The 26,674-nt window shown below is 64.3% G+C and carries 23 protein-coding genes; 16 read left to right on the forward strand and 7 right to left on the reverse strand.

Annotated features, from left to right (window positions below):
* Window positions 1–54: 54 nt before the first annotated feature.
* Together rfbC and rfbB are read right to left on the reverse strand one after the other, a co-directional pair.
* Window positions 55–612 carry a dTDP-4-dehydrorhamnose 3,5-epimerase gene (gene rfbC / locus NF876_RS18990; RefSeq protein ID WP_262270223.1) on the reverse strand — a complete coding sequence of 186 codons (558 nt, stop codon included), beginning with the start codon at window positions 610–612 and terminating at the stop codon, window positions 55–57.
* Between the two features lie 20 nt (window positions 613–632).
* Window positions 633–1,694, reverse strand: coding sequence for a dTDP-glucose 4,6-dehydratase (gene rfbB / locus NF876_RS18995; protein ID WP_262270224.1), 1,062 nt, complete (start codon window positions 1,692–1,694; stop codon window positions 633–635).
* Window positions 1,695–1,979: 285 nt separating this feature from the next.
* Between rfbB and NF876_RS19000 the strand changes: the two genes are divergently transcribed.
* Entirely contained in the window at window positions 1,980–3,341 is a 1,362-nt protein-coding gene (locus NF876_RS19000) for a nucleotide sugar dehydrogenase (RefSeq protein ID WP_315975051.1), read from the forward strand.
* Window positions 3,342–3,834: 493 nt separating this feature from the next.
* Complete coding sequence (locus tag NF876_RS19005) at window positions 3,835–4,254, forward strand: hypothetical protein (protein ID WP_262270225.1); 420 nt, start codon at window positions 3,835–3,837, stop codon at window positions 4,252–4,254.
* A gap of 225 nt (window positions 4,255–4,479) precedes the next feature.
* Here the strand turns inward: NF876_RS19005 and NF876_RS19010 are convergent, their stop codons facing one another.
* The 3 genes from NF876_RS19010 to NF876_RS19020 form a co-directional block, all read right to left on the reverse strand.
* Window positions 4,480–5,937: a phosphomannomutase gene (locus NF876_RS19010; protein WP_262270226.1), complete on the reverse strand. Its 1,458-nt coding sequence runs from the start codon at window positions 5,935–5,937 to the stop codon at window positions 4,480–4,482.
* A 293-nt stretch (window positions 5,938–6,230) separates the two neighbouring features.
* Entirely contained in the window at window positions 6,231–7,244 is a 1,014-nt protein-coding gene (locus tag NF876_RS19015) for a Gfo/Idh/MocA family protein (RefSeq protein ID WP_262270227.1), read from the reverse strand.
* Window positions 7,245–7,284: 40 nt separating this feature from the next.
* Window positions 7,285–8,355, reverse strand: a complete 1,071-nt coding sequence (locus NF876_RS19020; RefSeq protein WP_262270228.1) for a LacI family DNA-binding transcriptional regulator — start codon at window positions 8,353–8,355, stop codon at window positions 7,285–7,287.
* 162 nt (window positions 8,356–8,517) lie between these two features.
* On the opposite strand from NF876_RS19020, the gene NF876_RS19025 reads away from it, so the two are divergent.
* From NF876_RS19025 to NF876_RS19070, 10 genes are all read left to right on the forward strand, one after another.
* Window positions 8,518–9,753: an ABC transporter substrate-binding protein gene (locus NF876_RS19025; protein WP_262270229.1), complete on the forward strand. Its 1,236-nt coding sequence runs from the start codon at window positions 8,518–8,520 to the stop codon at window positions 9,751–9,753.
* Window positions 9,754–9,871: 118 nt separating this feature from the next.
* Entirely contained in the window at window positions 9,872–10,792 is a 921-nt protein-coding gene (locus tag NF876_RS19030; protein WP_373696687.1) for a carbohydrate ABC transporter permease, read from the forward strand.
* Window positions 10,789–11,673, forward strand: coding sequence for a carbohydrate ABC transporter permease (locus tag NF876_RS19035; protein ID WP_262270231.1), 885 nt, complete (start codon window positions 10,789–10,791; stop codon window positions 11,671–11,673). Before NF876_RS19030 ends, NF876_RS19035 begins: the two co-directional genes overlap by 4 nt.
* A 3-nt stretch (window positions 11,674–11,676) precedes the next feature.
* Complete coding sequence (locus NF876_RS19040; protein ID WP_262270232.1) at window positions 11,677–12,756, forward strand: ABC transporter ATP-binding protein; 1,080 nt, start codon at window positions 11,677–11,679, stop codon at window positions 12,754–12,756.
* Window positions 12,757–12,825: 69 nt separating this feature from the next.
* Window positions 12,826–13,593, forward strand: coding sequence for a sugar phosphate isomerase/epimerase family protein (locus NF876_RS19045; RefSeq protein WP_262270233.1), 768 nt, complete (start codon window positions 12,826–12,828; stop codon window positions 13,591–13,593).
* 5 nt (window positions 13,594–13,598) lie between these two features.
* Complete coding sequence (locus tag NF876_RS19050; RefSeq protein WP_262270234.1) at window positions 13,599–14,774, forward strand: Gfo/Idh/MocA family protein; 1,176 nt, start codon at window positions 13,599–13,601, stop codon at window positions 14,772–14,774.
* A gap of 30 nt (window positions 14,775–14,804) precedes the next feature.
* A complete protein-coding gene (locus NF876_RS19055) occupies window positions 14,805–15,449 on the forward strand; it encodes a ThuA domain-containing protein (protein WP_262270235.1) in 645 nt (214 codons plus the stop codon).
* 104 nt (window positions 15,450–15,553) lie between these two features.
* Window positions 15,554–16,543 carry a ketopantoate reductase family protein gene (locus NF876_RS19060; protein WP_262270236.1) on the forward strand — a complete coding sequence of 330 codons (990 nt, stop codon included), beginning with the start codon at window positions 15,554–15,556 and terminating at the stop codon, window positions 16,541–16,543.
* Between the two features lie 21 nt (window positions 16,544–16,564).
* Complete coding sequence (locus tag NF876_RS19065) at window positions 16,565–17,599, forward strand: aldo/keto reductase (protein ID WP_262270237.1); 1,035 nt, start codon at window positions 16,565–16,567, stop codon at window positions 17,597–17,599.
* Window positions 17,600–18,299: 700 nt separating this feature from the next.
* Window positions 18,300–18,737, forward strand: coding sequence for a DoxX family protein (locus NF876_RS19070; protein WP_262270238.1), 438 nt, complete (start codon window positions 18,300–18,302; stop codon window positions 18,735–18,737).
* Between the two features lie 99 nt (window positions 18,738–18,836).
* Here NF876_RS19070 and NF876_RS19075 read toward each other — a convergent pair whose 3' ends face one another.
* Window positions 18,837–19,724, reverse strand: coding sequence for a LysR substrate-binding domain-containing protein (locus NF876_RS19075; protein ID WP_262270239.1), 888 nt, complete (start codon window positions 19,722–19,724; stop codon window positions 18,837–18,839).
* Window positions 19,725–19,776: 52 nt separating this feature from the next.
* On the opposite strand from NF876_RS19075, the gene NF876_RS19080 reads away from it, so the two are divergent.
* Window positions 19,777–20,022, forward strand: a complete 246-nt coding sequence (locus NF876_RS19080; protein WP_262270240.1) for a hypothetical protein — start codon at window positions 19,777–19,779, stop codon at window positions 20,020–20,022.
* Window positions 20,023–20,052: 30 nt separating this feature from the next.
* Here the strand turns inward: NF876_RS19080 and NF876_RS19085 are convergent, their stop codons facing one another.
* The gene (locus NF876_RS19085) at window positions 20,053–21,024 is read right to left on the reverse strand and encodes a crotonase/enoyl-CoA hydratase family protein (RefSeq protein ID WP_262270241.1); all 972 of its coding nucleotides are present in this window, start codon (window positions 21,022–21,024) and stop codon (window positions 20,053–20,055) included.
* 519 nt (window positions 21,025–21,543) lie between these two features.
* On the opposite strand from NF876_RS19085, the gene NF876_RS19090 reads away from it, so the two are divergent.
* The 3 genes from NF876_RS19090 to NF876_RS19100 all read left to right on the forward strand — a co-directional run.
* Window positions 21,544–23,715, forward strand: coding sequence for a putative bifunctional diguanylate cyclase/phosphodiesterase (locus tag NF876_RS19090; RefSeq protein WP_262270242.1), 2,172 nt, complete (start codon window positions 21,544–21,546; stop codon window positions 23,713–23,715).
* Window positions 23,712–26,189 carry an ATP-binding protein gene (locus NF876_RS19095; protein WP_262270243.1) on the forward strand — a complete coding sequence of 826 codons (2,478 nt, stop codon included), beginning with the start codon at window positions 23,712–23,714 and terminating at the stop codon, window positions 26,187–26,189. Before NF876_RS19090 ends, NF876_RS19095 begins: the two co-directional genes overlap by 4 nt.
* Before the next feature lie 110 nt (window positions 26,190–26,299).
* The coding region (locus tag NF876_RS19100; protein ID WP_262270244.1) for a transposase at window positions 26,300–26,674 on the forward strand (375 nt) is incomplete at its 3' end.

Genomic DNA, 26,674 nt, shown 5'->3' on the forward strand with positions numbered 1-26,674 from the left:
GGGATCGACAAGCGGCGGGTTGCTCTGAACCAATGAATAAACTGACCAATCTCGCTAACCGAAATGGGCCGGGAGGTCCGCAAGCCTTGGATTCGCTCGATCCTTCTCCGACACCACCGCTTCAGCCTGCGCGACAGGCCATTTGATCTTCAAAGCCGGATCATCGAATGCCAGACCTCGATCATGCTCGGCTGAGTAATAACCGGTTGCTTTGTAGAATACTTCCGTGTCCGGCTCCAGAGTGCAGAAGCCGTGAGCAAAACCTGCCGGGATCATGAGCTGTCGCCAGTTCTCGGCGGAGAGTTCTACCGCTACGTGTTGACCGAAGGTCGGCGAGGATCTCCGCAGATCCACAGCCACGTCAAAGATCCGGCCGTGTACCACGCGAACGAGCTTGTCCTGCGCAAAGGGCGGCGTTTGGAAATGCAGCCCCCGGATTGTCCCCGCTTTTGCGGACAGAGAATGATTATCCTGCACGAAGTCGAGTCGGAGGCCAGCCTCTTCAAAACGCTGTCGGTTGTACACCTCCGAGAAGAAACCGCGTCCGTCGTAGAATCGCCTCGGTGTCAGGATTTTCACATCGGGAATAGCCGTTGGCTCAATCTCCAGCATGCTCTTCGTCCAACAATTGCTCAGACAATCATGCCAAGCCGCTCGCCCCGATACACCCCGGAACGAACGCCTTCCCACCAGGACCGGTTGTCCAGATACCACGCCACCGTTTTACGAAGACCGCTCTCGAAGTTCTCAGCCGGTGTCCAGCCGAGATCGCGCTTGATCTTGGACGCGTCGATTGCATAGCGCAGATCGTGCCCCGGCCGGTCGGGAACGTACGTGATCAGGCTTTCGCGGCGCCCGATCGAAGGATCGGGAGCGAGTTCATCCACAAGAGCACATATGGCCTTCACCACGTCGATGTTCCGGCGTTCATTCCACCCGCCGACATTGTAGCTCTCGCCGACCTGCCCCTTCTCGGCGACAAGGATCAGGGCCTCAGCGTGATCCTCAACATAGAGCCAATCCCGCACATTGTCGCCGCGGCCATAGACCGGCAACGGCTTGCCCTCCAGGGCATTCAGGATCATCAGCGGGATCAGCTTCTCAGGGAAATGGTAAGGTCCATAATTGTTGGAGCAGTTCGTAATGATGGTAGGTAGGCCGTAAGTATGGTGCCACGCCCGCACAAAATGGTCTGACGCTGCCTTGGAGGCAGAATAGGGAGAGTTGGGCTGGTAAGGATAGCTCTCGTGGAAGAAGCCCTCCTCCCCCAACGATCCGAAGACCTCATCCGTGGAGATGTGGTGGAAGCGGAAACTGTCGCGACGGTCGGCGTCGAGGCTTCGCCAATAGCGCAGGCTCTCCTGCAACAGGGCTACGGTTCCTACCACGTTTGTTTGAACGAACGCTCCGGGCCCTTCAATCGAGCGGTCCACGTGGCTTTCGGCCGCAAGGTGCATGACGACATCCGGCGCGAAGCGCTCAATGATTGCGCGCATGCGTTCGGAATCGGAAATATCGCCGCGCTCAAATGCGTAGCGGGCATCCCTGGAGACGGGCGCCAGAGAATCGAGGTTGCCAGCATAGGTGAGTGCGTCCACCACCAGGACCTGGTGGGGTGTCTCACGAATGAGGCGACGGACCACGGCTGAGCCAATGAACCCGGCTCCCCCGGTCACCAAGAAGCGCTTTGCCATTATGTTACCTTATATAGCATATTTCCCGCAGGGTCCCTGCCTGATTGTCACCCGTAGTGCTTAAGGCGGAGCAGCATGTCAACTTTGGAGAAAATGCGGAAGCTATCCGTGGGATCGGACCCTGCGGAAGGAAGAAGACCTTATACGTTCATTGTGGAACTCAGATAGTTTCCCTCGCCGATACTACGCCTATGGCACAGCAAGGGATAAACTACCTATAGTTTGGCTTAGTAACCAGGATCGTGTAATTGGCTCGAGCGAATACGGGATGGGCCGAGAGTTACAATGGTCTCCAATCAAGCGATGCCGCCTGGGCTGACGATCGTTGCCGAGGAACTGCTGGAGCGTTTCCAAAGTCGCACGGCAACCGTCGGCATCATCGGTCTCGGCTATGTCGGCCTGCCGCTGGCCCTCACCGCGGCTCAAGCGGGCTATTCCGTGCTCGGCTTCGATATCAACGGCTCGTATGTCGATCGCCTCAACCGCGGTGAGAGCTACATCAAGCACATCCCGTCCGATCAGATCTCTCGCACGGCAGCCACGGGGCGCCTCGAAGCGACAACCGATTTCGGCCGCCTCGGCGAGGCCGACGCTCTTCTGATCTGCGTGCCGACCCCGCTGACGCGGCACCGCGAGCCGGACCTGTCCTTCGTGCGGGACACAGCGACGACGATCGCGTCGCGCCTGCGCCCGGGCCAACTCATCGTTCTCGAATCCACGACCTATCCCGGAACGACCGACGATGTGCTCAAGCCCATCTTCGAAGCCACAGGCTTGAAAAGCGGAGAAGATTTCTTCCTGGCCTATTCGCCGGAACGGGAAGACCCGGGCAATGCGAATTTCGGAACCTCGACGATCCCGAAGGTCGTCGGTGGCGACGGGCCCGAGGCCCTCGCCCTCGCAGAGGCCCTCTACCGGCAGCTTGTCGTCGAGACCGTCCCGGTCTCCACGGCCGCAACGGCGGAGGCGGTCAAGCTGACCGAAAACATCTTCAGGGCGGTCAACATTGCCCTCGTCAACGAGTTGAAGGTGGTCTACGCGGCCATGGGCATCGATATCTGGGAGGTGATCGATGCCGCCAAGACCAAGCCCTTCGGCTTCATGCCCTTCTATCCCGGTCCTGGGCTCGGAGGGCACTGCATTCCCATCGACCCGTTCTACCTCACGTGGAAGGCACGGGAATACGACATCACCACGCGGTTCATCGAACTCGCCGGGCAGGTGAACACCCACATGCCCTACTACGTCGTTGAGCGGCTGGTCGAGGCCGTCGACCGGAGCGGGCGCCCTTTCAGCGGCTCGCGGATTCTGGTGTTGGGAGCCGCCTACAAGAAGAATGTCGACGACATGCGAGAGAGCCCGTCCCTCAAACTGATGGAATTGATCGAAGCGCGCGGCGCAAGTGCGGATTACCACGACCCGCATGTTCCCGCATTGCCGCCAACCCGCCAGCATGGGGCCCTGATGGGCCGGCTTTCCGTTTCGATCGATCCCGAAACCGTGAGCCGCTACGACGCCGTCCTGATCGCGACGGACCACGACGATGTGGATTACCGCCTGGTCGTGGACCATGCGAAGCTTGTCCTGGATACCCGGAACGTCTGCGCGAGGGCCGGGATCACCGACCCCCGCATCATCAAAGCTTGAGGGATGAACCCTGCATCGGGCGCCCGCAGGCCCCGCTCGGGGACGGCGACCCTCGCGCATCGTGCGGACGAGAGCGCCCCCCCCCGAACGATGCGCCGCGTCAGGGTGTGAGCCTCGGACAATCGGGATGACCGGCGAGAGGCGAGCGATGACCGGCCGGCCATGACGGGGAGAGGGTCTCATCACCGGGTCACACCACCCTCGCACGTCATCACCGGGCTTGTCCCGGTGATCCCGATACGAGAGGCGCCGCGCCTCAAGCAATCGGGATGGACGAGCCATGCCGGCCATGACGTGGGATAGGCCCACAACAGGCGTCGCCCCGCCCCGGACCATGCCGACCGTTCGATCGACCTGGGATCGGCACGCTCCCCGCTCGAGGTCGTTGGAACTAGACGGATTACGCCCTGTTTACCTAAAAGGAGGTAAGCCTATCGTCATGCTTCGGAGAGTTCCTGAGGCACGGCGCGTGACCGGAGAGATGAGGTTGTCCATGACCGACCTGGAGGAGATCAAGAAGGCGATCGGTGATCGGATCCGCGATGAAGAACTGGCCACGTCCGCCTGTTACGAAGTCGAGGCCTATGCCAAGAGTTGGCCGTCCATTTTTCTGATCAACGATTGGGATGTCTGGAACGAGAGCAAGAAGGCGCTCAAGCTTCAGGTCGTCCGCTGGCTCGAGGCCAACGGCACCCCTTACGACTTTTATCAGTTCCGCACCGGCTGGGGTCTGATCGGATTCAAGAGCCGAGATGCCGCCCGCCGCTTCGAAACGCGGTGGTCCGGACAGAGTGACAGCCTTTCCATGCCCGATGAGGACTGGAACCCGCATCCTCTGAAGAGCACCTTCGAACCGACATATATGGGCAAGGCAACCGGCCAGGAGCGCTTTGGGCAACGGGCGATGCGCTAAAGCATCGGACGTGAAAAGTGGACTTGCCCTTTTGGGATCCATCCGATGCTTTCTTCTTGAATGAGAGCATCGGTCAGAACGGACCCAGCGGGCCGCGCCAGCGAAAACCGGATCCACTTTTCACGGGCGTGGCCCTTCGGGTCGCTGACGCGGCCCTCTGGGTCCGTCCGACGCTCTAGGTTCCGCCGTTCACAACCGCCCCATCGTCAGCACCAGTGGATGCTCTCAGGCCACCTGCTTGCCTGCGACGGACAGCCCCCAGGCCAGAAGGTCATCCGCCCGTTCCTGGGTCACCGCCTCGACGTAGACGCGCAACTCCGGCGCGTTGCCGGAGGGGCGGAAGTGCACGACCTCGCCGTTCTTCGCAGTCATCCGCAATCCATCGCGGGAGTTGATCCCGGCCACGCCGCCCAAGGGAGCCATCAGCTCGGCCAGGAACGTCTCTTCCTGCTGCAATCGCGCAACGAAAGCTGCGCTCCGGTCCGTCGCGACGTTCTGCAGACGATTGCTGGCCGCCGCCTTGAAGGCGAAGGCCGCCCCGATATCGGCCAGCGACCGGCCTTGAGCGACGATTTCGCCGAGAGCGCAGAGGATGGGCAGCATCGCGTCCCGGGTTGGAAGAGCGGCAAGACGGCGCCCGTCCCGCACGACGTCGGAACCGAGCAGCACGCCCCCATTGGCCTCGAACCCGACGACAGCCTGCGCCCCGGACGCGATGGCCTCCGCCATGCCCGCGATGACGTAGGGTGACCCCACCCGGGTGCGGAGCACCGTCCCGAAGGCGCCGGACTCCTCGAGAGCGGAGTTGGACGTCACCGGCGTGACGATCGCGTCCGCCCCCAGCGCCTTGGCCGTGATCGCTCCCACGAGGTCTCCGCGCAGGAACATGCCCCGTGCATCCGAGATCAGAGGGCGATCCGCATCGCCGTCGGTCGACACGATGGCATCGAGAGATTGCTCGCCGGCCCATTGCCGGGCCAGAACCTCGTCCTCGTCCCGCAGGGCTTCGGTGTCGACCGGGATGAAGCTGGTGGCCCGCCCCAGGGGCACGGCCCGCGCCCCTAAGGCCTCGAGCATCGCGACGATGACGTCCCGGGCCACCGACGAATGCTGATAGACCCCGACCGTGAGGCCCTTCAAGGCCCCATCCCCGAAGAAGTCGCTGTAGCGGGCCTTGTAGGCGGCCACGAGATCGATGTCCGGCGTCCGGGCGCGGATCGTCCGGGCGGCCTCCGGCACCGAGACGATTCCCAGCCTGCCATGCCAGGCCAGGATGCTCGCCTCGTCGTTCTTGTCGATCTCGCCCTGAGCCCGGTAGAATTTCAGGCCGTTGCGATCCTCCGGGATGTGGCTTCCCGTCACCATGATGGCCGGAATCCCGAATCGCATCCCGTGATAGGCCAGCGCCGGAGTGGGAAGAGCGCCGCAATCGAGCGGCTCGAGGCCGGCTTCGTGCAGGGCCGCGCAGCAGAGCTGGGCAATGCTCGGGCTGCTCTCCCGCAGATCCCGCCCGACCAGCACGACGTTGCGGGACGCTGCCGCCGAGCCGTCCTCCTTGAGCATTTCGGCGAAAGCGCGGGTATAGGCGAAAGCCGGGCTGCCGTTCAATTCGACCACCAGCCCCCTGAGACCGCTCGTACCGAACTTGAGAGACGATGGTGCGGCTGCTGGTTTGCTCTGCATAAGGATTGCCTGTCTGATCTCGGGACCTGATGCCGTGGCTCTACCAGAACGCGCCCTTCGACGGAACTCCGCCAGGAGGACATTTTCGAGCGCTTCGGCATGGGTCGAGGCGCTCAGTCGGAGGTCGAGCGTTCATCCGGACAGGGAGACGGACATCCGGGCTACTACGATCGCATAGGAGGCCCGATCCCTCGGGCCGGACCGGGCTCCGGGGCTAGAGCTGCTTCCCCTCACGTGGAATCATCTCTTGTCTTTGCCGAGCCGCATTTTTTTGACGGTGAACCGGATCCCCTTCACCGAAAAATGCTCTCAATCCGCTCCCAGGCGGCGGACTCGTCCGACCGTCGCAAGGCATCCAGGATGCGCATGTTCAGGATGGCGTCCTCCAAGCCGTATTCGAGCGGTGCCGCGCCTCTGACCGCCCGGCTGAAGGCCTCGCCCTGGAGCTGGTACTGGTCCACCACGGGACACTCGAGGGCTCGCGCGGAACGGTTGCCATGCTGGCTGCCGTCGTCGACGAAGATCCGGGTGGGGCTGTCCGGTGGCGCGTTGAAGGGGATCTCGATCTCGATTCGCCCCTTCGTTCCGAGAATCTGCACCCTCTGATAGGGCACCGCCTGGGTCGAGACCGTAAAGGCCAGCTGCCGCCCTCCACCGAAGTCCATGAGGGCGCTGGTGGTCCGGTCGACGCCGAAGGCCGGGTCACGGTCCACGAGCGTCACGACCCGCAGGGGCTCGGCCTCGAAGGCAAAACGCCCTGCCACGACCGCATAGCAGCCGATATCGAGGAGCCCTCCCCCGCCGATATCGGGCTTGTTGCGGATGTTGGCCGGATCGACGTTGAAATAGGAGAAGATGACGTGGATCGCGCGCAGATCTCCGATCTCGCCGCTCCGGATCACGTCCCGGGCCCGATGCCATTGCGGGTGATGGCGGACCATGAAGGCCTCCGCGATCATGACCTGCGCCGCGGCGCGCTCGAGCTGCTCCGCCTCGTTGGCCGTGATGGCGATCGGCTTCTCGCACAGGACATGCTTGCCGGCGGCGGCGGCCGCCAAGGTCATCGGCACATGAAGGTGATTGGGCAGCGGGTTGTAGATTGCTTCGATATCCGGGTCGGCGAGAAGCGCCTCATAGGAGCCGTAGGCTTTCGGGATCCCGAGTTCCGCCGCCATGTCCCGCGCCGATGCCTCGTCTCGTGATGCAACGGCAACGACCTCGCAGAGCGGGCTCTTCATCATGCCGGGCACGACCTTCAACCGGCCGATCTTCGCGGTGCTCAGAATTCCCCAACGGACGGGCTGCATGGCGTTCTCCTCGGTTGCTCTCTCGTGGGCGGGTTCGATCTCACATCGCCGATCGGCGCAGCGACGTGTAGTCCTTGTGCAGAACAGGACCCGTGGTGTCCCGCTCCAGGAGCGTCAGCGGCAATCGGACGTTCCAATCTCCCGCCCTCATCTCGCCCCTGATCAGCTTCATGAGAACATCGGCCCCGACGCACCCCAGTTCGTGCAAGGGCTGACGAAAGGTGGTGAGCGTCGGCACGGTGTAATCCGCGAACTCGATCCCGTCGAAGCCGATGACGGAGACATCCTGCGGGACCCGGATGCGCTCGGCTCTGACCCGCTTGATGAAGCCGATGGCGCTCTCGTCGCAGGCCGCGAAAATCCCGGTCGGGCGGTCCTTCATGGCCAGGAAGGACTCGGCCGCGGCGACGCCTGTCGCGAAGACGAAGGGTCCCTCCCAGCGAACGATCTCGTCCTGCCGGAACCCGGCCGCGGCAATTCCCTCGCAAAATCCCCGGAACCGCTCGTGTTCGATGATCGAACCCGGTGTTCCGGAGATGTAGCCGAAACGGCGATGCCCGAGCTCCGCCAGATATTCCACCGCCCTGCGGGACGCTTCGCGGTCCTGAACGACCACGCTCGGGATCGCGTCGTCCTCGATGGCGGCGCACAAGGCCACGATGGGCAATCCGGCCTCCCTCATGTCGCGGGTGCCGTCCGCGGGAATGTAGCCGGTCAGCAGAAGAACGCCGTCCACCTGCCGGGAGAGGGCGAGGTCCACATACCGGGCCTCCCGCTCCCTGCGGTTGTCCAGGTTGCCGATGATGATCCCGTAGCCCGACTGCGTCAGTTCGTCGTCCACCCCGCGCAGGATCTCGGCAAAGACCGGATTGGTGAGCCGGGGCGCAACCACCAGCACGGTCATGGTGCGGCGCGTGCGCAGTTTGCGCGCCGTGCTGTCGGGAATGTAGCCGCTGCGGCGCACCGCCTCCATCACGAGATCGTGCGTCTTCTGCCTGACCTTGCCCGGCTCCGACAGGACGCGACTGACGGTCGCCGTCGATACTCCTGCGAGACGAGCCACGTCGGCGATGCGGATCTCCTTGACGGAATGCCACCTTTTCCGACTCATTGAGGTTTCCCCGCCCCTCGGCAAGACATGTTACCTTCTCTCACAGGATATGACTGACCTCAACGAGTGTCTTGACTAATCTAAAAAGTCTCTACAACCTATATCTCAAGATGTAATCGATTACAAAAATCGATAAAACGCTTCTGGGAGGAAGCCATGAGCATGACGACACGCGTTTCCGCATATACCCTTTCCATCGCCCTGATCTGGAGCACCGGCGCGTTCGCGCAGCAGATGAAAGCCGAGGTTCTGCACTGGTGGACCTCGGCCGGTGAATCCGCCTCGGTCAAGGTCTTCGCCGATCAGTTCACCAAGGCCGGAGGCACCTGGGTCGACAATGCCATTGCGGGCGGGGCCAATGCCCGGACGGCCGGCATCAACCGCATGGTGGGCGGCAACCCCCCGACCATGATGCAGTTCAACACCGGCAAGCAGTTCGACGAGCTGGTCAGCAACGATCTCGTCCGTGACGTCGATCAGCAGGCGCAGGCAGGCAAGTGGCGGCAGATCATGCCCAAGCCGATCGTCGATGCGACTGTGCGCGAAGGCAAGTTCTTCGCTGTTCCGGTCAATATTCACGGCCAGAACTGGATGTTCTACAACACGAAGATCTTCGCCGATGCCGGTCTCGAGCCTCCGAAGACCTTCCCTGAGCTGGTCGAGAGCGGCGAGAAGCTGAAGGCCAAGGGCATCATTCCGCTGGCTCTCGGCGGCCAGCCGACCTGGGAGCACAACCTGTTCCGGGCCGTCGTCGTCGGACACGGCGGAGCGGACATGTTCCGCCAGCTCTACGGCACCCGCAAACCGGACGTTGTGAAGACCCCCAAGTTCAAGGAAACCGTGGAGCTCTTCGGCAAGATGCGCGGCCTCGTCGACCCGGGCAGCCCGGGCCGCAACTGGAACGACGCGACGGCTCTCGTCATCACCAACAAGGCCGCGATGCACTTCAACGGCGACTGGGCCAAGGGTGAGTTCATCGCGGCAGGCCAGACCGCGGGCAAGGAGTACGGCTGCACGGTCGTCGGGCAGGAGCCCAAGCTGGTCATCGGCGGCGACGTCTTCGTCTTCCCGGCCACGAAGGACAAGGCGGCGCTCGCCACTCAGGACAAGCTGATCCAGGTCCTGCTCGATCCCGCCACGCAGATCGAGTTCAACAAGAAGAAGGGCTCCATCCCGGTCCGCATGGATGTCGACGTCTCGTCCATGGATATCTGCGCCCAGAAGTCCCACGCCATCCTGAGCGACCCCGCCAACCAGGTGGAGAGCATGGAGATCCTGAGCCCGCCGAACTTCTCGGGCGCCATGCAGGATGCGGTCACGCAGTACTGGAACAACCCGAACATGTCGGCCGACGCCTTCATCGAGAAGATCGTCAGCGCCATGCGCGACGCCACCTGAGTCACTCCACCTCGCCCCGGTGCCCCGGGGCGAGGTCTCCATCACTGAGTCTTGCACTGAGTCTTGCACTGAGTCTTGACGCACTCGCAGTGGAGCCTTCCCGGTGGAAACGATCTCGATTCGCGCACCCTCTGCCCCGTCGAGCGCCACGAAAGCCCGACGCGGCGCGCGCACGCGCCTGCCTGCAGCCATCGCCCTCCTGCCGACGGCGCTCGTTGTCCTCGTCGTCTACATCGGCTGCATGCTCTGGACCGTGCGGCTCTCCTTCACGAGTTCGACCCTCCTGCCCAAGCTCGACTGGTTCGGCCTGACGCAGTACATGCGTCTCTTCGCCAATGACCGGTTCGTCACCTCGGCCGAGAACATCGTCATCTTCGGCGTCCTGTTCATCTCGGGCTGCCTGATCATCGGCTTTCTCATGGCCGTGTTCATCGACCAGAACGTGCGCGGCGAGGGTCTTTTCCGGACCGTGTTCCTTTATCCCTATTCCATGTCCTTCGTGGTCACCGGCGTCGCATGGCAATGGTTCCTCAATCCGGGGCTCGGCCTGCAGAAGCTTGTCCGCGACATGGGCTTCGAGAGCTTCACGTTCGACTGGCTCGTGAACCAGAGGATGGCGATCTACACCATCGTGATCGCCGGCCTCTGGCACGGCTCGGGCCTCACCATGGCGATCATGCTCGCCGGCTTGCGCGGCGTGGACAAGGATCTGTGGAAGGCCGCGAAGGTGGACGGCATTCCGACCTGGCGCGTCTACACCTCCGTCGTTCTGCCGCTGCTGCGCCCCATGGTCGTCACCGCCACCGTGCTGCTCGCGACCGGCGTCGTGAAGCTCTACGACCTGGTCGTGGCCATGACCCTCGGCGGTCCCGGGATCGCCACGGAGGTGCCGGCCAAGTTCGTCATGGATCATCTGTTCGAGCGCAACAATATCGGCCTCGGAACGGCTGCCGCGACCATCATGCTGATCACCGTGGTGATCGTCCTGGCTCCCTGGGTCTATGCCCGCTACGTTCGTCCGCAAGGGAGGCATGCATGAGCACCGCCGTGCCCCAGGGTCGCCGCCCCCGTCACCTCACCGTCGGCCGCATCGGAGTCTACGCCTTCCTGGTGACGGCGGCCCTGTTCTTCCTGCTGCCGCTCTGGATCATGGTGGTGACGTCGCTCAAGCCCATGGACGAGATCCGGCTCGGCAACATCCTCGCCCTGCCCGCCGCCATGACCGTCGATGCCTGGTCCAAGGCCTGGTCTTCCGCCTGCACGGGCCTGGAATGCAACGGCATCAGCGTCGGGTTCTGGAATTCCGTGCGCATCCTGATCCCGTCGGTGATCCTCTCGATCATCGCGGGTGCCATCAACGGCTATGCGCTGTCGTTCTGGCGGGTCAGGGGTGCGAACGTCATGTTCGGCATCCTGCTGCTCGGGGCCTTCATCCCCTACCAGGTGTTTCTCTACCCCCTGGTGCGCATCTTCTCGATGACCGGGATCTACAATTCGCTCACCTGCATCGTCCTGGTTCACGTGATCTTCGGCCTGCCGACCATGACCCTGCTGTTCCGCAACTATTATGCGGGCCTGCCGATCGAGCTCTTCAAGGCGGCGCGCATCGACGGGGGCGGGTTCTGGTCGATCTTCTTCCGGGTGATCCTGCCGATGTCCACGCCCATCCTGGTGGTCGCGACCATCCTGCAGGTCACCGGCATCTGGAACGACTTCATCTTCGGTCTGACCTTCGCAGGGCGCGAGAACCTGCCGATGACCGTGCAGCTCAACAACATCGTCAACTCGACGCAGGGCGAGCGCGCCTACAACGTGGACATGGCGGCGACCATGCTGGCCGCCCTCGTTCCCCTCGTGGTCTATTTCGTCTCCGGACGCTGGTTCGTCCGCGGCATCGCCGCCGGCGCTGTGAAGGGATAAGGCATGTCGACCGTTTCCGTTCGTGATGTGACCGTCGCATTCGAGTCCGTTCAGGTCTTCGATGGGCTGTCCCTCGACATCGACGAGGGTGAGTTCATCGTCCTGCTCGGTCCGTCGGGATGCGGCAAGTCCACCCTGCTCAACGCCATCGCGGGCCTGCTCGACGTGGCGGAGGGGCAGATCTGGATCAACGGCAAGAACGTGACCTGGGAGGAGCCCAAGGATCGCGGCATCGCCATGGTGTTCCAGTCCTACGCTCTCTATCCCCGGATGAGCGTGCGCGAGAACATGTCCTTCGGGCTCAAGATGGCGAAGACGCCGCGCCCCGAAATCGAGAAGCGGGTCGCCAAGGCGGCCGAACTCCTTCAGATCACCCCCCTGCTCGACCGGCGCCCGGACCAGCTCTCCGGAGGCCAGCGCCAGCGCGTCGCCATCGGCCGCGCGCTGGTGCGCGACGCCGCCGTCTTCCTGTTCGACGAGCCGCTCTCCAACCTCGACGCCAAGCTGAGGAACGAGCTGCGCGTCGAGATCAAGCGGCTGCACGCACGGCTCGGCAAGACCACGATGGTCTACGTCACCCACGATCAGATCGAGGCCATGACGCTCGCCGACCGCATCGTGGTCATGCGGGAGCAGAAGATCCAGCAGATCGGCACGCCCGACGAGATCTATCACCGGCCCGCCAACCTGTTCGTGGCCGGTTTCGTCGGCTCGCCGCAAATGAACTTCATCAAGGGCCGGATCGAGAACACCGGAGAAGGACTGAGCTTCCTTTCGGGCGACCGCCGCCTGGCCCTGTCGGCCTACCCGTTCGCCACCGCCCCGTCGGCGGGTCAGGATGTCGTGCTCGGCGTGCGCCCCGAACATCTGGAGATCGCGGGCAACGGCATCTGGCCGGGCTTCAAGGTCGACATCGTCGAGCCCATGGGCGCCGACACCATCATCTGGTGCAGCGACCCGGTCGGCTCGGTCCAGGTGCGCACCACCGGCTCTCGCCGGGCCGCGCCGGGCGAGAGCCTGACGCTCCATGCCGATCCCTCGCAGGTATCGCTCTTCTCCGCAGAGACCGGCGAACGCCTGTGACCACCCCCCATCGCGATCGGCCCTACTGCCTGGCGGGTCGCGCCTGTCGTCACGAACCCCGAGGATTCCATGAGCGTCACGGACAGTCTTTCCATCCAACTCTACACCTTGCGATCGCTGGAGGATCTCGACCTGATCCTCGACACGGTGGCCGATGCCGGCTACCGCAATGTGGAAGCGATCGGCTCGCATCTCGATAAAGCCGCCGAGGTCCGCGCGAAGCTCGATGCGCGGGGTCTCAAGGCCTCGTCCAGCCATGTCGGCATGGCGGCCCTGCGCGAAAAGCCCGATGCCATTGTCGAGGCATGCCGGACGCTTGGCCTCACCGACCTCTACATGCCGGCCGTTCCGCCGGACGAGCGCGACATGGCGGCCGACGGCTGGCGCTCGCTCGGCCGCGAGCTCGGGCAGATCGCGGAGCGCTTTCAGGAGCAAGGGATCCGTCTCGGCTACCACAACCATCACTGGGAGCTGAAGCCGAAGGACGGAGACAAGACGGCCCTCGAGCTGATCTTCGAGGCCGCCGGATCGAGCCCGCTCACCTGGCAGGTCGACGTGGCCTGGCTCGTGCGCGGCAATGCCGACCCGAAGCAGTGGATCGACCGCTACCGCAGCCGGATCACGGCCGCCCACGTGAAGGATATCGCCCCCGCCGGGCAGAACGAGGACCAGGACGGCTGGGCCGATGTGGGCTCGGGCACCTTGGACTGGCGCGACCTGTGGCGGGTTTGCCGTGCGGCGGGCGCGAAATGGATGGTCGTCGAGCACGACAAGCCCGCGGACCCGGGGCAGACCGCCCGCAACAGCTTCGCCTTCCTGCGCACGATCGAGGATTAAGGACCATGAACTCCCTCAACGTCGGCATCATCGGATGCGGCAACATTTCAGGCATCTATCTCCAGAACATCCCCGCCTATCGCGGCCTCACCCTGCGGGCCTGCGCGGACATGAAGCCGGAAGTGGCCCAGGCACAGGCGAGCCGGCACGGCATCGAGGCCCTGACGGTCGACGAACTGCTCGCCCATGACGACATCGACCTGGTGGTCAACCTCACCGTCCCGGCGGCTCATTTCGGCGTCTCGCTCGCGGCGCTGAGCGCCGGCAAGCACGTCTTCTCGGAAAAGCCCCTGGCGGTCGATTTCGAGCAGGGCCGCCGGCTCGTGGACGAAGCGGAAGCGCGCGGCCTCCATCTCGGCTGCGCGCCCGACACCTTCCTCGGCGCGGGTGGGCGCCTCGCCCGCAACCTCGTCGATGAGGGCAAGGTCGGCCGCATCCTGTCCGGAACGGCCTTCCTGATGTCGCACGGCATGGAGCACTGGCATCCGGATCCGGAATTCTTCTTCAAGCCCGGCGGCGGACCGATCCTCGACATGGCGCCGTACTATCTGAGCACCCTCGTCAATCTGATCGGGCCCGTCCAGCGCGTCTTCGCCATGTCGAGCATCGGATTTGCCGAGCGCATCGTGACCGCCGAGTCGCCGCGCAAGGGTCACCGGATTCCGGTCGAGACGCCGACCCATGTGATGTCGCTTCTCGAATTCGCCTCCGGGGCGCAGGTGACGTTCTGCATGAGCTGGGACGTGTGGAAGCACAGCCATCCGGCGATCGAGATCTACGGCTCTGAGGGCTCGCTGCGCGTTCCGGATCCGAACTTCTTCGGCGGCCACGTGGAGATCACAGAGCGCGGCGGCGATTGGCGCGCCGTCGATTCGAGCGAGATGCCGCTGGGCTCCCCCAACTGGCGCTCGCCCAACTGGGCTCCCGAGGTTCCGAGCAAGGCCAACTACCGTGCGCTCGGCCTCGCCGATCTGGCGAGCTCCGTTCTGAACGGCACCCCGCACCGCTCCAGCGGTCGCCTCGGTCTGCACGTCCTCGAGGTCATGCACAGCATCCTCGAAGGAGCGGCGACCGGGCAGCCTCGGGCGATCACCACGGCGCTCGAGCGGCCGGCGGTCCTGGAGGATGCCGATGCGGCGCTGCTCTGGAAGGGTCAGCCCCAGACGGCGTCCGCGGCCTGAGATCGATCACAGCGACAGAAAGAAAGAACGATGCGCGAAGCACTCATCGTGTGGGGCGGCTGGCACGGCCATGAGCCGGAGCAATGCGCCACCATCGTGGCCGGCCTGCTGAGGGACGAGGGCTTTCAGGTTCACCTGGAGACCTCGACCCGTGCCTTTGCCAGCCCTCGGCTCTCCACGATGAGCCTCGTCGTGCCGATCTACACCATGTCGAAGATCGAGAAGGACGAGGTGGCCAATCTGTCCAAGGCCGTCCGCGACGGCACGGGCCTCGCGGGCTTTCACGGCGGCATGGGCGATGCCTTCCGTGAGGCGGTCGAGTACCAGTTCATGTGCGGCGGACAATGGGTGGCCCATCCCGGCAACATCATCGACTACCGCGTGAACGTCACGCGCCCCGACGATCCGGTCATGCAGGGCATCCGGGACTTCGACTACCGTTCCGAGCAGTACTACATGCATGTGGACCCGTCGAACGAGGTCCTCGCCACGACCACCTTCTCGGGCGAGCACGCCCCCTGGATCGACGGCGTCGTCATGCCGGTGGTCTGGAAGCGCCGTCACGGCCAGGGCCGGGTCTTCTACAGCTCCCTCGGCCATGTGGCGAAGGAGTTCGACGTGCCGGAGATGCGCACCATCCTGCAACGCGGCATGGCCTGGGCGGCGCGGGACTGATTTGGAAAAGCCCGCCCCCCAGGCTGGTCGAAGCGAGGGATCGGGCTTGAAGGGAACACCCGAACGACCCATCCCTATCGACCAGCTCTCACGCGAGGATCATCATGCGGATCATTGTCTATGGCGTCGGCGCGATCGGCGGAACCGTGGCCGCGGCCCTCGCAGCGTCGGGGCAGGAGGTGATCGGCATCGCTCGCGGCACCCAGCTAGAGGCCATCCGGTCCCATGGGCTGCTTCTGCGGACGCCGGAGAAAGCCGAACGAGCCCGTTTCGCCTGTGTGTCGGACCCGGCCGACATCGACTTCCGCCCGGACGATGCCATCCTGCTGACCATGAAGACCCAGGATACGCCCCCCGCCCTGGACCGTCTTCGCGCCGCGGGCGCCGCCGGGCAGGCCGTCTTCTGCGTTCAGAACGGCGTCGCCAACGAACGCTTCGCCCTTCGCCTCTTTCCCGAGGTTCACGGGGTGACGGTGATGATGCCCGCCGCCATCTCGCAGCCGGGTGAGATCGCCGCCTTCTCCCTGCCCCGTCACGGCATCTTCGATATCGGGCGCTACCCGGGCGGCAGCAACGCGCATGACACGGCCCTCGCCGATGCTCTGGAGGCTGCCAACATCGCCGTCTTCGTGTCGCAGGACGTGATGCAAAGCAAGTACGGGAAGCTGCTGCTCAACCTGAGCAACATCCTGCAGGCCGCGCTCGGCCTCGATGCCGATTACCGGCATCTCGAGGCGCTGCTGCGCGCCGAGGCGGAGGCGGCCTTCAAGGCGGCCGGCATTCCTTGGCTGGACGTCGGGGCGGCCGATCCTCGGCGAAACCGGCTGATGCAGCAGCGGCCGATCGCCGAGGTCGGACGCCTCGGCAGCTCGACGGTGCAGAGCCTCGCGCGCGGCACCGGATCGGTCGAGACCGACTACCTCAACGGCGAAGTCGTGCTGCTCGGCCGCCTTCACGGCGTCGCGACGCCTGCGAACGCCTTCTTCACGGAACTCGGTGCCCGCATAGTGCGGGAGGGGCTCAAGCCGGGAGCGATCTCGATGTCCGAGGTCGAGGCGCAGCTCTCCGCTCTCGGTGCGATGCCCGGACGGTGATGAACAATGGGGAAGCTCTGCATGGATTACCGCAATTTGGGCCGATCCGGCCTCAAGGTCTCGCCGATCTGCCTGGGCACGATGATGTTCGGAGGACCGACCGACGAGGCTCTTTCCGCGCGCATCATCGCGAAGGCGCAGGAGGCGGGCGTGAACTTCATCGACACGGCCGACGTGTACAACGAGGGCCGCTCCGAGGACGTCACGGGCCGGGCGATCAACGCGTCGCGCTCCCATTGGGTGCTCGCCACGAAGGTCGCGAACCCGACCGGGCCAGGTCCCAATGACCGCGGCCTCTCGCGCCGCCGGATCATGGAGGCCGCGGAGGCGAGCCTGAGGCGCCTCGGCACGGACTGGATCGATATCTACTACCTCCACCGGGAGGATCACGCGACCCCGCTGGCGGAGACGGTCCGCGCCATGGGGGATCTCGTGCGCCAGGGCAAGATCCGGCATTTCGGCGTGTCGAACCACCGCGCATGGCGCGTGGCCGAGATCTGCCGCCTCTGCGACGATCTCGGCATCGACCGCCCGGTGGTGAGCCAGCCCTATTACAACGCCATGAACCGGATGCCGGAGGTCGAGCATCTCCCGGCCTGCGGCTATTACGGTCTCGGCGTCGTGCCCTACTCGCCCCTCGCCCGCGGCGTGCTGACCGGCAAATACAGCCCCGACGCTCCACCGCCGGAGACCAGCCGCGCCGGCCGGCAGGACAACCGGATGATGCAGACCGAATGGCGTCCGGAATCGCTCCAGATCGCCCAGGACCTCAAGCGCCACGCCGAGGCCTGCGGGATCACGGCGGGCCAGTTTGCCGTGGGGTGGGTCCTGAACAACCGCCTCGTCACCGCGGTGATCGCGGGCCCGCGCACGGAAGAGCAGTGGGACGATTACCTCAAGGCGCTCGACTACCGGTTCACCGCCGAGGACGAAGCGCTCGTCGACAGCCTCGTCGCCACGGGTCATCCCTCGACGCCGGGGTACAACGACCCCGCCTATCCGATCGAGGGCCGCGTGGCTCGGACGGGCTCGCAGGGCGAGAGCCTTTCTCGGTGAAGGGGATCCGGTTCACCGTCATACAATGCGGCGAGCGCATCGGACGGTCGGGCTAGCCGTCTCTCCCCTCGAAATCATCACCGGGCTTGTCCCGGCCATGACGCGGGGAGGCTATCACCACCCGCTCTCACCATCCTCCCACGTCATCACCGGGCTCGTCCCGGTGATCCCGCTTCTGAGAGGCGCCGCGCTCAAGACAATCGGGATGGCCGGCACAGGGCCGGCCATGACGTGGGAGGGTGGCAGGAAGAGCGGAGGGTGCCATGACGGGGGACGGTGTTGTCACCGGCCCTGACCACCTTCTCCACGTCATCACCGGCCTTGTGCCGGTGATCCCGGTCGGAAGAGCGCCGCGCTTAGAACAATCGGGATGGCCGGCACAAGGCCGGCCATGACGTGCGGAGGGTATCATCACCGGGCTCGTCCCGGTGACCTCGATCGGAAGACCGCCGAGCGCATCGTGCGGACGAAAGCGGGCCACGCTCGTGACCCGAAGGGCCCCCTTTTCACGTCCGATGTTTCAAGGCGTGGTTCGGTCGGGTTCATGCGCCGCGGCGAAGACGGAGCCCGGATTCCCAGGAGAGACCCGTCCCATCTTTGCACAATCGCAACAAATATACTGCAATTTGCGCCATTGATTTGCATTATTGAAAGGATCAGGTTCCTGGCAACGGACCATCGGGGTCCCGGAGACGAAACCATGATCGACACCCGCCTTGCTCCCTATGGTGCTTTCGCCCTGCGTGCGGCTCTTGGCATCATGTTCATTGCCCATGCCTATCTGAAGATCGCCGTGTTCACGGTCCCGGGCTTTGCCGGATTCCTCACGCAGGTCGGCTTTCCGGCCTTTCTTGCGTGGCCCATCATCCTGGCCGAACTGATCGGCGGCGTCGCGATCCTCCTGGGCCTGTACGGTCGAGCCGTCTCGGTCGTTCTCCTGCCGGTTCTTCTGGGCGCGCTTCTCGTCCATGCTCCCAATGGCTGGGTGTTCAACGCGCCCAATGGCGGCTGGGAATATCCGGCCTTTCTGGCCGTTGCGGCCCTCGCCCATGCCTTGATCGGCGATGGTGCCTTCGCGGTTCGGCCCTTGGCCATCGGCCTGGGCTCGGGCGCCGTCCTTCGTCCCCGGATCGGGTAACGTCGGACCCACATCCCGAGCGGCCGCCTGTCTCCTGCGCGGCCGCTCCTCCCCTTGGGACATGAGGGGGCGCGGAAGGCCGCGACCCCGGCGAACCCGTCAGATCTCCATCCGGGCCAGTTCGGCCTTCAGCCAGTCGTGGAAGGCCGACACGGCACGGCTCCGAGGAAGGGTTTGGGACGTGACGAACCAATAGGCGATCCCGGTGGAATAACGATCCGGAAACGGCGCCGACAGGCGACCGAACGCCATGGCATCTCCAGCCAGGGTTTCCCACGCCAGGAACACCCCCTGCCCGGCGACGGCCGCATCGAGACAGAGCGATGCATCCGAGAAGACCGGCCCGCCGCCCAGGATCGACTCGTCGAGGCCGTTCGGCCCAAGCCATGCGTCCCAGCCGAACATCGGCGTCGGTTCGCGGATGATCGGGACGGCGGCGAGATCCGCAGGCTCGCGCAGGCGCTCGGCGAGCGGCGGGCTGCAGACGGGGAAGATCAGCTGATCGATCAGCTTCTCCGCCTTCACATGCGGCCAGTTCCCCCAGCCGACCCGGATGCACACGTCCACGTCCGAGGTGTCCGGATCGACGAGCGCCACGTTGGCGTCGATGCGGATGCGGATGTCCGGGTAAATCTCGTGGAAACGCTGGAGACGCCACACCAGCCACTTGCTCGCGAAGACCGGTGCGACGGACACCGTCAGCACATCGTCCCGGCGGCGCTCGGCAAGAGCGAGTCCGGCGGAGATCTCGGCGAAGCCGACGCTCAGATACTTGAGAACCTCCTGGCCGAACGGCGTGGGCTTCAGGCCCTTCGGCAGACGCTCGAACAGGGGGCGTCCGAACTGCTCCTCGGCCTTCAGGATCTGCTGGCTGACCGCCCCGATGGTCACGCCGAGTTCGTCGGCCGCCGCCCGCAAGGTTCCCAACCGGCCGGCCGCCTCGATGGCCCGCAATCCGTTGAGATGGAAGCGGCTCAGGTTTCTCATATAGATTTTCTATAATCGCTCGCAGATAAAATCCATCCCATCGGGATGATGGATGAAGCATCATGCAGAGATGTTGAACCTCTTCCGCCTTGCGGAGCAGTTGCTCCGCGCCTGCGCCGCCGCCCAGGACCCGGGCGATTGCAGCGACGATCCGCTGTCCCACCCGGCCCTGCGGCGCATAACCCTCGAACAACTGGCCGATCTGCCGTTCGACCGGGCTCCTCCGCCAGCCGGATTCGGCTCCGGTCCGTCGCCCGGTCCCGTTGCGTCACCGTGCCGGCCTCCCTCCGGTGTCTGACGGCACCGGGAAGGACCATGGAGGATCCTCTCAGGCCTCCTTGTCGAAACGGCGCGCCTGAGCTTCGACCAGGCGGGTCATCTTGCGCAGATCCTGCTCTCCCAGGTCCATGGCGGCGTCGAGCCAGATTTCGACGATGTCGCTCAACTCCTCGTAGGTCAGCGGGTTGATGCGCCGCTTGGACCGGTACATGGCCTTGTGGGCGTTATGCTTGCGCCTGTTGCGGGCAATATAGTCCCTGACGGCGTTCTCGCCCTGCCCGTCATCCGCCAGGATGTCGACGACGCCGAGGCGGTGGAGCTCCTCGGCCGTATAGACGGTTCCGCTCATGATGAGCTTCTCGGCCGCCGCGGTGCCGATCTTGCGCGAGAGGAAGCTGTAGGCGCCCATCCCCGGGAACAGGTTGAACAGGACCTCCGGCAGCCCCAACTTGGCGCTCTTCTCCGCGACGAGAACGTCGAACGACAGGGCGCATTCGAACCCGCCCCCGAGCGCATCGCCCTGCACCAGGGCGATCGTGATCACGGGCGTATGGAACGCCATGGCGTTTCCATAGACCACGTCGATGCAGGCGTACGCATACTTCCGCAGGCCCTCGCGATCCCGCCGCCGGATGCAATCCGCGAAATAGGCGAGGTTTCCGCCGAAGTTGTAAACGCCCGGCGTCTGGGATGCCGCCACGAAGTATTCGAGGTGCTGATGCTGCTCGCGGTTGCCCTCCTCCATGATCACGCGGACGGATTCCTGCACGCACATCATGTCCTGCAGCAGCTCCATCGTGATCATCGGGTGCCGACTCGGACGCATGGCGGCCCAATAGATCCGGCTCTCGAAGTCGATATTGACGTCGATGTGAGGCAGGAGAAGGTTCGTGGGGGCGCCATCCGACGGCGCGGGGTTCTGCTTCCGAGACGGACTTGCAGGAGGCGACGCGACTTCGTAATCGACGGTTTGGGCCTCGTCGCGGACAGGGCCGGCGACTTTGGCCGACGGGGCCAGCATCAATACTCTCCATCATAGAGAAATTCGGACGGACAGCGAGCTTCATCTCGCGGTCGTTCAGGATGCCGTGGTTGGGACAGGCCTCCTTTCCTATGGATAATGGTCTATTAACGACGGCCTGTGGAGTCGCTCATACCGTTTCGTAAGCAACTTGGTTAATGGTCAAGGCCGTGCCGGCGCTGTTCTGCCATCGTCATGCTGCGGCAATAAGGCTGGATTAACCAATCCCTGAAAAATGAGGTATCGGCCGACGCATGACCCAACGTTATTGTGGTATAAATCCCTTATTCAGTTTGGGATCAGCGTAGTTTAGTCAGCAAAATGCCGATGAATTACGGCCTTGTCTCACCGCTGGACGAGACTGCCGACCTCCGTAGAGGACCTTGAACCACGCTAGCGCGAGTATAGACCCCATGGCCGACCGAATGACCACCATCAAACAGATCATCCCGTGAGACAATAGCGAAGACCATCGGGGATCGATCCATCTCATTGGCCAGGGATGCCGGGGGGCAACACATGGCGCGCATTCTGATCGTGGACGACAGAAGCACGAACCGCAACATCTTCTCTCGACTGGCGCAGGCCATCGAGGAAGGTGCGGAGGTCCACGCCTCCGCGTCGCCCCACGAGGCTCTCGACTGGCTGGATGGGAACTGCCCCGACCTGATCATCACCGATTTCCGAATGCCCGGCATGGACGGCGCAGAGTTCACCAGGCGTGCCAGGAACAGCGTCAACGGCGCCGATGTGCCGATCATCGTCATCACGGCCTATGACGACAGGGCCTTCCGGCTTCAGGCTCTTGAAGCGGGCGCGACCGATTTCCTCCGATCGCCCGTCGATCATTACGAGTTCACGACCCGAGCCCGCAACCTCCTCAAGCTGCAGAGGCAGCAGCAGTTCATCAAGAGCCGCGCCCTGGCCCTCGAGCAGCAACTCCTCATCAGCGAGCGCTCCCAGGAAGAGCTGGTTCGCAGCAGCCGCGAGGCGCTGACCCAGGTCATCGACAGCGTTCCGGCGATGATCAGCGCAACCGACGAGGACAACCGCATCCTCTTCGTCAACGCCTACTTTGCGGAATTCGCCAACATGTCGCCCGAGTCCCTCCTCGGAAGACCCCTGCCCTCCGTCCTTCAGAGCGACAATGCGGACCATGGAGAACGCGTCCATGAGGCCGTTCTCGGAAAGCAGCGGACATCGTCCAGCTTCGAGGAGCGCATCTCCGACAGCAACGGCTCGGAGCGCGCCTTTCTGACGACCAAGACGTCCCTGCGCGAACTCACGGGCGGCGTCACGGGCGTTCTCACCACGTCGATCGACATCACCGAGAGAAAGCAGGCGGAGAACACGCTCCGGCATATCGGCCTGCACGACACGCTGACCGATCTCCCCAACCGCAGGATGCTCTACGAGAGGGTTCAGCAGGAGATCGATGCAGGAGACGGCCAGTTCTCCCTGTTCCTGATCGATCTCGACCGCTTCAAGGCCGTCAACGACGCCCTCGGCCATGCGGGCGGCGACCGCATCCTTCAGCAGGTGACGGGTCGCCTCATCGGCTGCGTGCCGAGCACCCATCTCGTGGCCAGGATGTCCGGGGACGAGTTCGTCGTTCTGCAAACCAACGTCGCCGCAGCCCAGGATTCGGAGGCCTTGGCGCGCCAGATCATCGACAGCCTGTCGGCCCCGTTTCTCCTGGACGGAAACGAGCTCAGGCTCGGCTGCACCATCGGGATCGCCATGTCTCCGGGTGACGGACGGGACGTCGAGAAACTCCTCAGATACGCCGATCTCGCGATGTACCAGGCCAAGGCCGAGGGGAGGAACACGGTCCGCTTCTACTCGCAGGAGATGGAAAGCATCTCGCTGAACACCATCAGCCTGGAAGCGGACCTTCTGAAAGCCATCTCGCAGGAGCAGTTCGTTCTGCACTACCAGCCTCAGGTGGACCTGGCGACGGGAGCGATCGTCGGGGCGGAAGCCCTTCTGCGCTGGGTCAGACCCGAGTTCGGCATCACGTCGCCCCATGTCTTCATCGACATCGCCGAGGAGACCGGCCTGATCAACGAAATCGGAGCCTGGGTTCTGGGAGAAGCCTGCGCTCAGGCGGCAATCTGGCACGCCCACGGGCATGCGCCCCTGCAGATCGCCGTGAACCTGTCGCCGGTGCAGTTCCTGCGCCAGGACATCGTGCAGCTCGTCGCCGAGACCCTTCAGGCGACCGGCCTGAGGCCGGAATGCCTCGAGCTCGAACTCACCGAGGGCAGCCTGCTCAGGGACGTCGAACGAACCCAGCTGATCCTGCACGAACTCAAGAAGCTGGGCGTGAAGATCGCGATCGACGATTTCGGCGTCGGCTATTCCTCGCTCAGCTACCTGAAGAATTTCGAGGTCGATACGTTGAAGATCGACCGTTCGTTCGTGTCCAGCCTCTCGGACGGAACCCGTGACGAGGCCATCGTCAGGGCCATCATCTCGATGGCCGAGAGCCTCGAGCTGAAGGTCGTTGCGGAGGGCGTCGAAACCCAGTCCCAGCTTGCCTGCCTGCTCAATCATCCCTGCGATGAGGCGCAAGGCTATCTGTTCAGCCGGCCGGTGGCCTCGGACGCCTTCGACGAACTGCTCAAGGAACGTCCGCGGTACCGGCTCCCGCGACAGGACCTCCCTCTCAGGAAAGCGCGCACGCGGTGATCGCCAACCTCCTGGCCCGCTTCAGAAGCAGTCCCGACCGCGAGCACGAGATGAGCCTCAATCGGCTCATCTTCCTGAGCCTGATTGCCGCCTATACCTTCTGGATCAACCCGTCCGTGCCTCGGGAGGCGCTGATCGCCGCCACGGTCTTCGCGTTCGTCTCCGCCGGGATCGTCGTCCATATGCTGATCCGGCCGCTCCAATCGACCGCTCGGCGCATCGTGGCCATCGTCAGCGACCTCGCCACCCTGTCGTTCCAGCTGCGCTATGTCGGGGAGACGTCGTCGGTCCTGTTTCTGCTGTACCTCTGGATCACCTTCGGGAACGGTTTCCGCTTCGGGGTCCGCTTTCTGTACATCGCCATGGTGGTCTCGGCGGTCTGCTTCACGGCGGTCATCACCACCACGCCGCGGTGGCACGACGACATCTACCTGTCGGCGACCCTGCTGCTCAGCCTCATCGTGCTTCCGCTCTATGCGAGCACGCTGATCCGCAAGCTCTCCAACGCCAAGGCCCAGGCGGAGGCCGCCTATCGGGCGAAGACGCTCTTCCTCGCCAGCGTCAGCCATGAGCTGCGGACGCCCCTCAACGCGATCATCGGACTGTCCAGCCTGATGGCCGGAACGAACCTCGACACGGAGCAGCGCGGGATCGTCCGCACGATCGGGTCGGCGGGAGATACCCTGCTCCGGCAGATCAACAGCATCCTGAACCTGTCCCGGATCGAGGCGGGCCAGATGCCCATGGAGAAGGTCGACTTCGATCTCCTGGAAGTCCTCTCCACGGCGCGGGCCATGATGCTCGCGCAGGCGCAGGAGAAGGGTCTTCGCCTGACGATCCACGTGGCGCCCGGCACGCCGTCACGCGTCCATGGCTCGCGCCACCACCTGGAGGAGATCCTCCTCAATCTTCTCGGCAATGCGGTGAAGTTCACCGACAGCGGTTCCGTGACGCTCGACGCGCGGCCGCTCGATGCCGACAAGGGGCCGTTCATCCGCTTCGCCGTGTCCGATACCGGAATCGGCATTGCCCCGCACGCGCTCGGCAGGATCTTCGAGAGCTTCACCCAGGCGGACGAAACCATCATCAACCGGTATGGCGGCACCGGCCTGGGCCTCTCCATCTGCAGGCAGCTGATCGCCGCCATGGGAGGCACGATCGGCGTCGACAGCCAGGAGGGCCATGGCAGCTCGTTCTGGTTCACGCTTCCGGTCGGCGTCCCCGAGCACAGGAGCCCGGAGGAACAGCCCCTGGATGGGTTCCGGCGCCTGCTGGTCTGCCCGAGCGCGGATCTGGCGCGCAGCATCGCGCCGCGCCTCGGCGAACCCGATCGGATCCCTGTCGTCCGAACGCTGGCGGATGCAAGGGATTACGTGAAGCGGCACAGTGGCGGCGAATGGCTGGTCTTCTGCTACAGCGACCTGCCTGACGATCTCCTCGCCGACGAGATCGACCGGGCGAACCTGCCGGCTCCTCCGGTGCTGATACGCCCCCGTCCCTCGCAGGGCGCTTCGAACGCGCGACTGGTCCGGTTATCCAGCAGCCTGCTCCCGCTCGACTTCACGTCCGATGAAGCACGGGTCGCTTCCCTGGCCGCGGCGGCGCAGACGTCCATGGCGCAATCGATCTGGCGCGTGTCCGGCGACATCGAGATTCCCGTGGCGTCCAGGCGCCTCTCGATCCTCGTCGCGGACGACAATTCGACGAACCGCATGGTGATCACGAAGATCCTGGAGCGCGGCGGGCACGCCACGCGGTGCGTCACGAACGGAGAGGACGCGCTCGACCTGCTCGCGACGGAGAGTTTCGACTGCGTCATCATGGACATCAACATGCCCGTCATGACCGGCCTGGAGGCAACGAAGATCTTCCGGTTCACGGAGCCGTCCGGCGTCCGCATGCCCATCATCGCCCTGACGGCCGACGCGACCCCGGAGATCGTCGCCCGAACCCTCGAGGCGGGCATGGATGCGTGCCTGACGAAGCCCGTGCAGCCGGCGGCCCTGCTCAGGCTGATCGACGAGAGGGCCGGCTCCCGGACGGATGCCGGACCGTCGGCCGCCGAGGACATCCCGGTCCCCTCGCCGATCGGCCAGAACCCCTTGGTCGACGAACCCGTTCTCGCGGAGCTGGAACAGCTCGGCGGGCGGGATTTCGTCCTCAGCCTCATGGAAGAATTCTTCCTGGATGCCCATCATCTCGTGGCCGAACTGCGTTCGGCCGCAGCCGCGGGCGACTCCCACCGGTTTCGTCTCGAGGCCCATGGATTGCAGAGCGCGTCGGCCAATGTCGGGGCCAGAACCGTGCATGAGATCTGCGTCGGCTGGCGAAAGATCACGAGCGCCGACCTCCTGCGCGACGGGCCGGACCAGGTCGAGCACCTGGCCCAGGAGCTCGAGCGCACCCATGCCATGCTGAAGCAGTACCTGAATGCCGGCGCCGCTTCGACGAAGGCGGCAGGTCTCGTTCACTAAGAGGCTGGTGAGCAATTTTATTGCTCGAGGTAAGTGACTGATTCAGAATAGGTTTTGTGCTGGGCCGCCGATGCGGAAGCGGGCTGTTGCGACAGCTTGGAGGGTCAGCCATGGATGCTTGCCTTTATGTCAGCGATCTGAGCGACGGGGAATGGAGGGTGCTGGCCCCGCTGCTGCAACGGAGCCATCCAGCAGGGCGGCGGCAGACCTATCCCTTACGGCGCATTGTCGATGCGATCTTCTATCTGCTGCGCACCGGAGCGCAGTGGCGGCTGCTGCCGCACGAGTATCCGCCGCGCGGTGCTGTCTTCTACCACTATGCCCAGTGGCGCGAGGATGGCACCTGGGAGTACGTGACCCAAGCCTTGCGCGAGAGTTATCGCTGTCAGACCGGCCGCAATCCTCAGCCGAGTGCAGCGATCATCGACAGCCAATCAGTGAAAACCTCTGAGATGGGCGGACCGCGTGGGTACGACGGCGGCAAG

The organism is Microvirga yunnanensis (genome assembly GCF_025460875.1).

What these genes read in the sequence shown, in the direction of transcription:
- rfbC (WP_262270223.1), bottom strand. Translation starts at nt 612, where the DNA reads ATGCTGGAGATTGAGCCAACGGCTATTCCCGATGTGAAAATCCTGACA.
- rfbB (WP_262270224.1), bottom strand. Translation starts at nt 1,694, where the DNA reads ATGGCAAAGCGCTTCTTGGTGACCGGGGGAGCCGGGTTCATTGGCTCA.
- NF876_RS19000 (WP_315975051.1), top strand. Translation starts at nt 1,980, where the DNA reads ATGGTCTCCAATCAAGCGATGCCGCCTGGGCTGACGATCGTTGCCGAG.
- NF876_RS19005 (WP_262270225.1), top strand. Translation starts at nt 3,835, where the DNA reads ATGACCGACCTGGAGGAGATCAAGAAGGCGATCGGTGATCGGATCCGC.
- NF876_RS19010 (WP_262270226.1), bottom strand. Translation starts at nt 5,937, where the DNA reads ATGCAGAGCAAACCAGCAGCCGCACCATCGTCTCTCAAGTTCGGTACG.
- NF876_RS19015 (WP_262270227.1), bottom strand. Translation starts at nt 7,244, where the DNA reads ATGCAGCCCGTCCGTTGGGGAATTCTGAGCACCGCGAAGATCGGCCGG.
- NF876_RS19020 (WP_262270228.1), bottom strand. Translation starts at nt 8,355, where the DNA reads ATGAGTCGGAAAAGGTGGCATTCCGTCAAGGAGATCCGCATCGCCGAC.
- NF876_RS19025 (WP_262270229.1), top strand. Translation starts at nt 8,518, where the DNA reads ATGACGACACGCGTTTCCGCATATACCCTTTCCATCGCCCTGATCTGG.
- NF876_RS19035 (WP_262270231.1), top strand. Translation starts at nt 10,789, where the DNA reads ATGAGCACCGCCGTGCCCCAGGGTCGCCGCCCCCGTCACCTCACCGTC.
- NF876_RS19040 (WP_262270232.1), top strand. Translation starts at nt 11,677, where the DNA reads ATGTCGACCGTTTCCGTTCGTGATGTGACCGTCGCATTCGAGTCCGTT.
- NF876_RS19045 (WP_262270233.1), top strand. Translation starts at nt 12,826, where the DNA reads ATGAGCGTCACGGACAGTCTTTCCATCCAACTCTACACCTTGCGATCG.
- NF876_RS19050 (WP_262270234.1), top strand. Translation starts at nt 13,599, where the DNA reads ATGAACTCCCTCAACGTCGGCATCATCGGATGCGGCAACATTTCAGGC.
- NF876_RS19055 (WP_262270235.1), top strand. Translation starts at nt 14,805, where the DNA reads ATGCGCGAAGCACTCATCGTGTGGGGCGGCTGGCACGGCCATGAGCCG.
- NF876_RS19060 (WP_262270236.1), top strand. Translation starts at nt 15,554, where the DNA reads ATGCGGATCATTGTCTATGGCGTCGGCGCGATCGGCGGAACCGTGGCC.
- NF876_RS19065 (WP_262270237.1), top strand. Translation starts at nt 16,565, where the DNA reads ATGGATTACCGCAATTTGGGCCGATCCGGCCTCAAGGTCTCGCCGATC.
- NF876_RS19070 (WP_262270238.1), top strand. Translation starts at nt 18,300, where the DNA reads ATGATCGACACCCGCCTTGCTCCCTATGGTGCTTTCGCCCTGCGTGCG.
- NF876_RS19075 (WP_262270239.1), bottom strand. Translation starts at nt 19,724, where the DNA reads ATGAGAAACCTGAGCCGCTTCCATCTCAACGGATTGCGGGCCATCGAG.
- NF876_RS19080 (WP_262270240.1), top strand. Translation starts at nt 19,777, where the DNA reads ATGAAGCATCATGCAGAGATGTTGAACCTCTTCCGCCTTGCGGAGCAG.
- NF876_RS19085 (WP_262270241.1), bottom strand. Translation starts at nt 21,024, where the DNA reads ATGCTGGCCCCGTCGGCCAAAGTCGCCGGCCCTGTCCGCGACGAGGCC.
- NF876_RS19090 (WP_262270242.1), top strand. Translation starts at nt 21,544, where the DNA reads ATGGCGCGCATTCTGATCGTGGACGACAGAAGCACGAACCGCAACATC.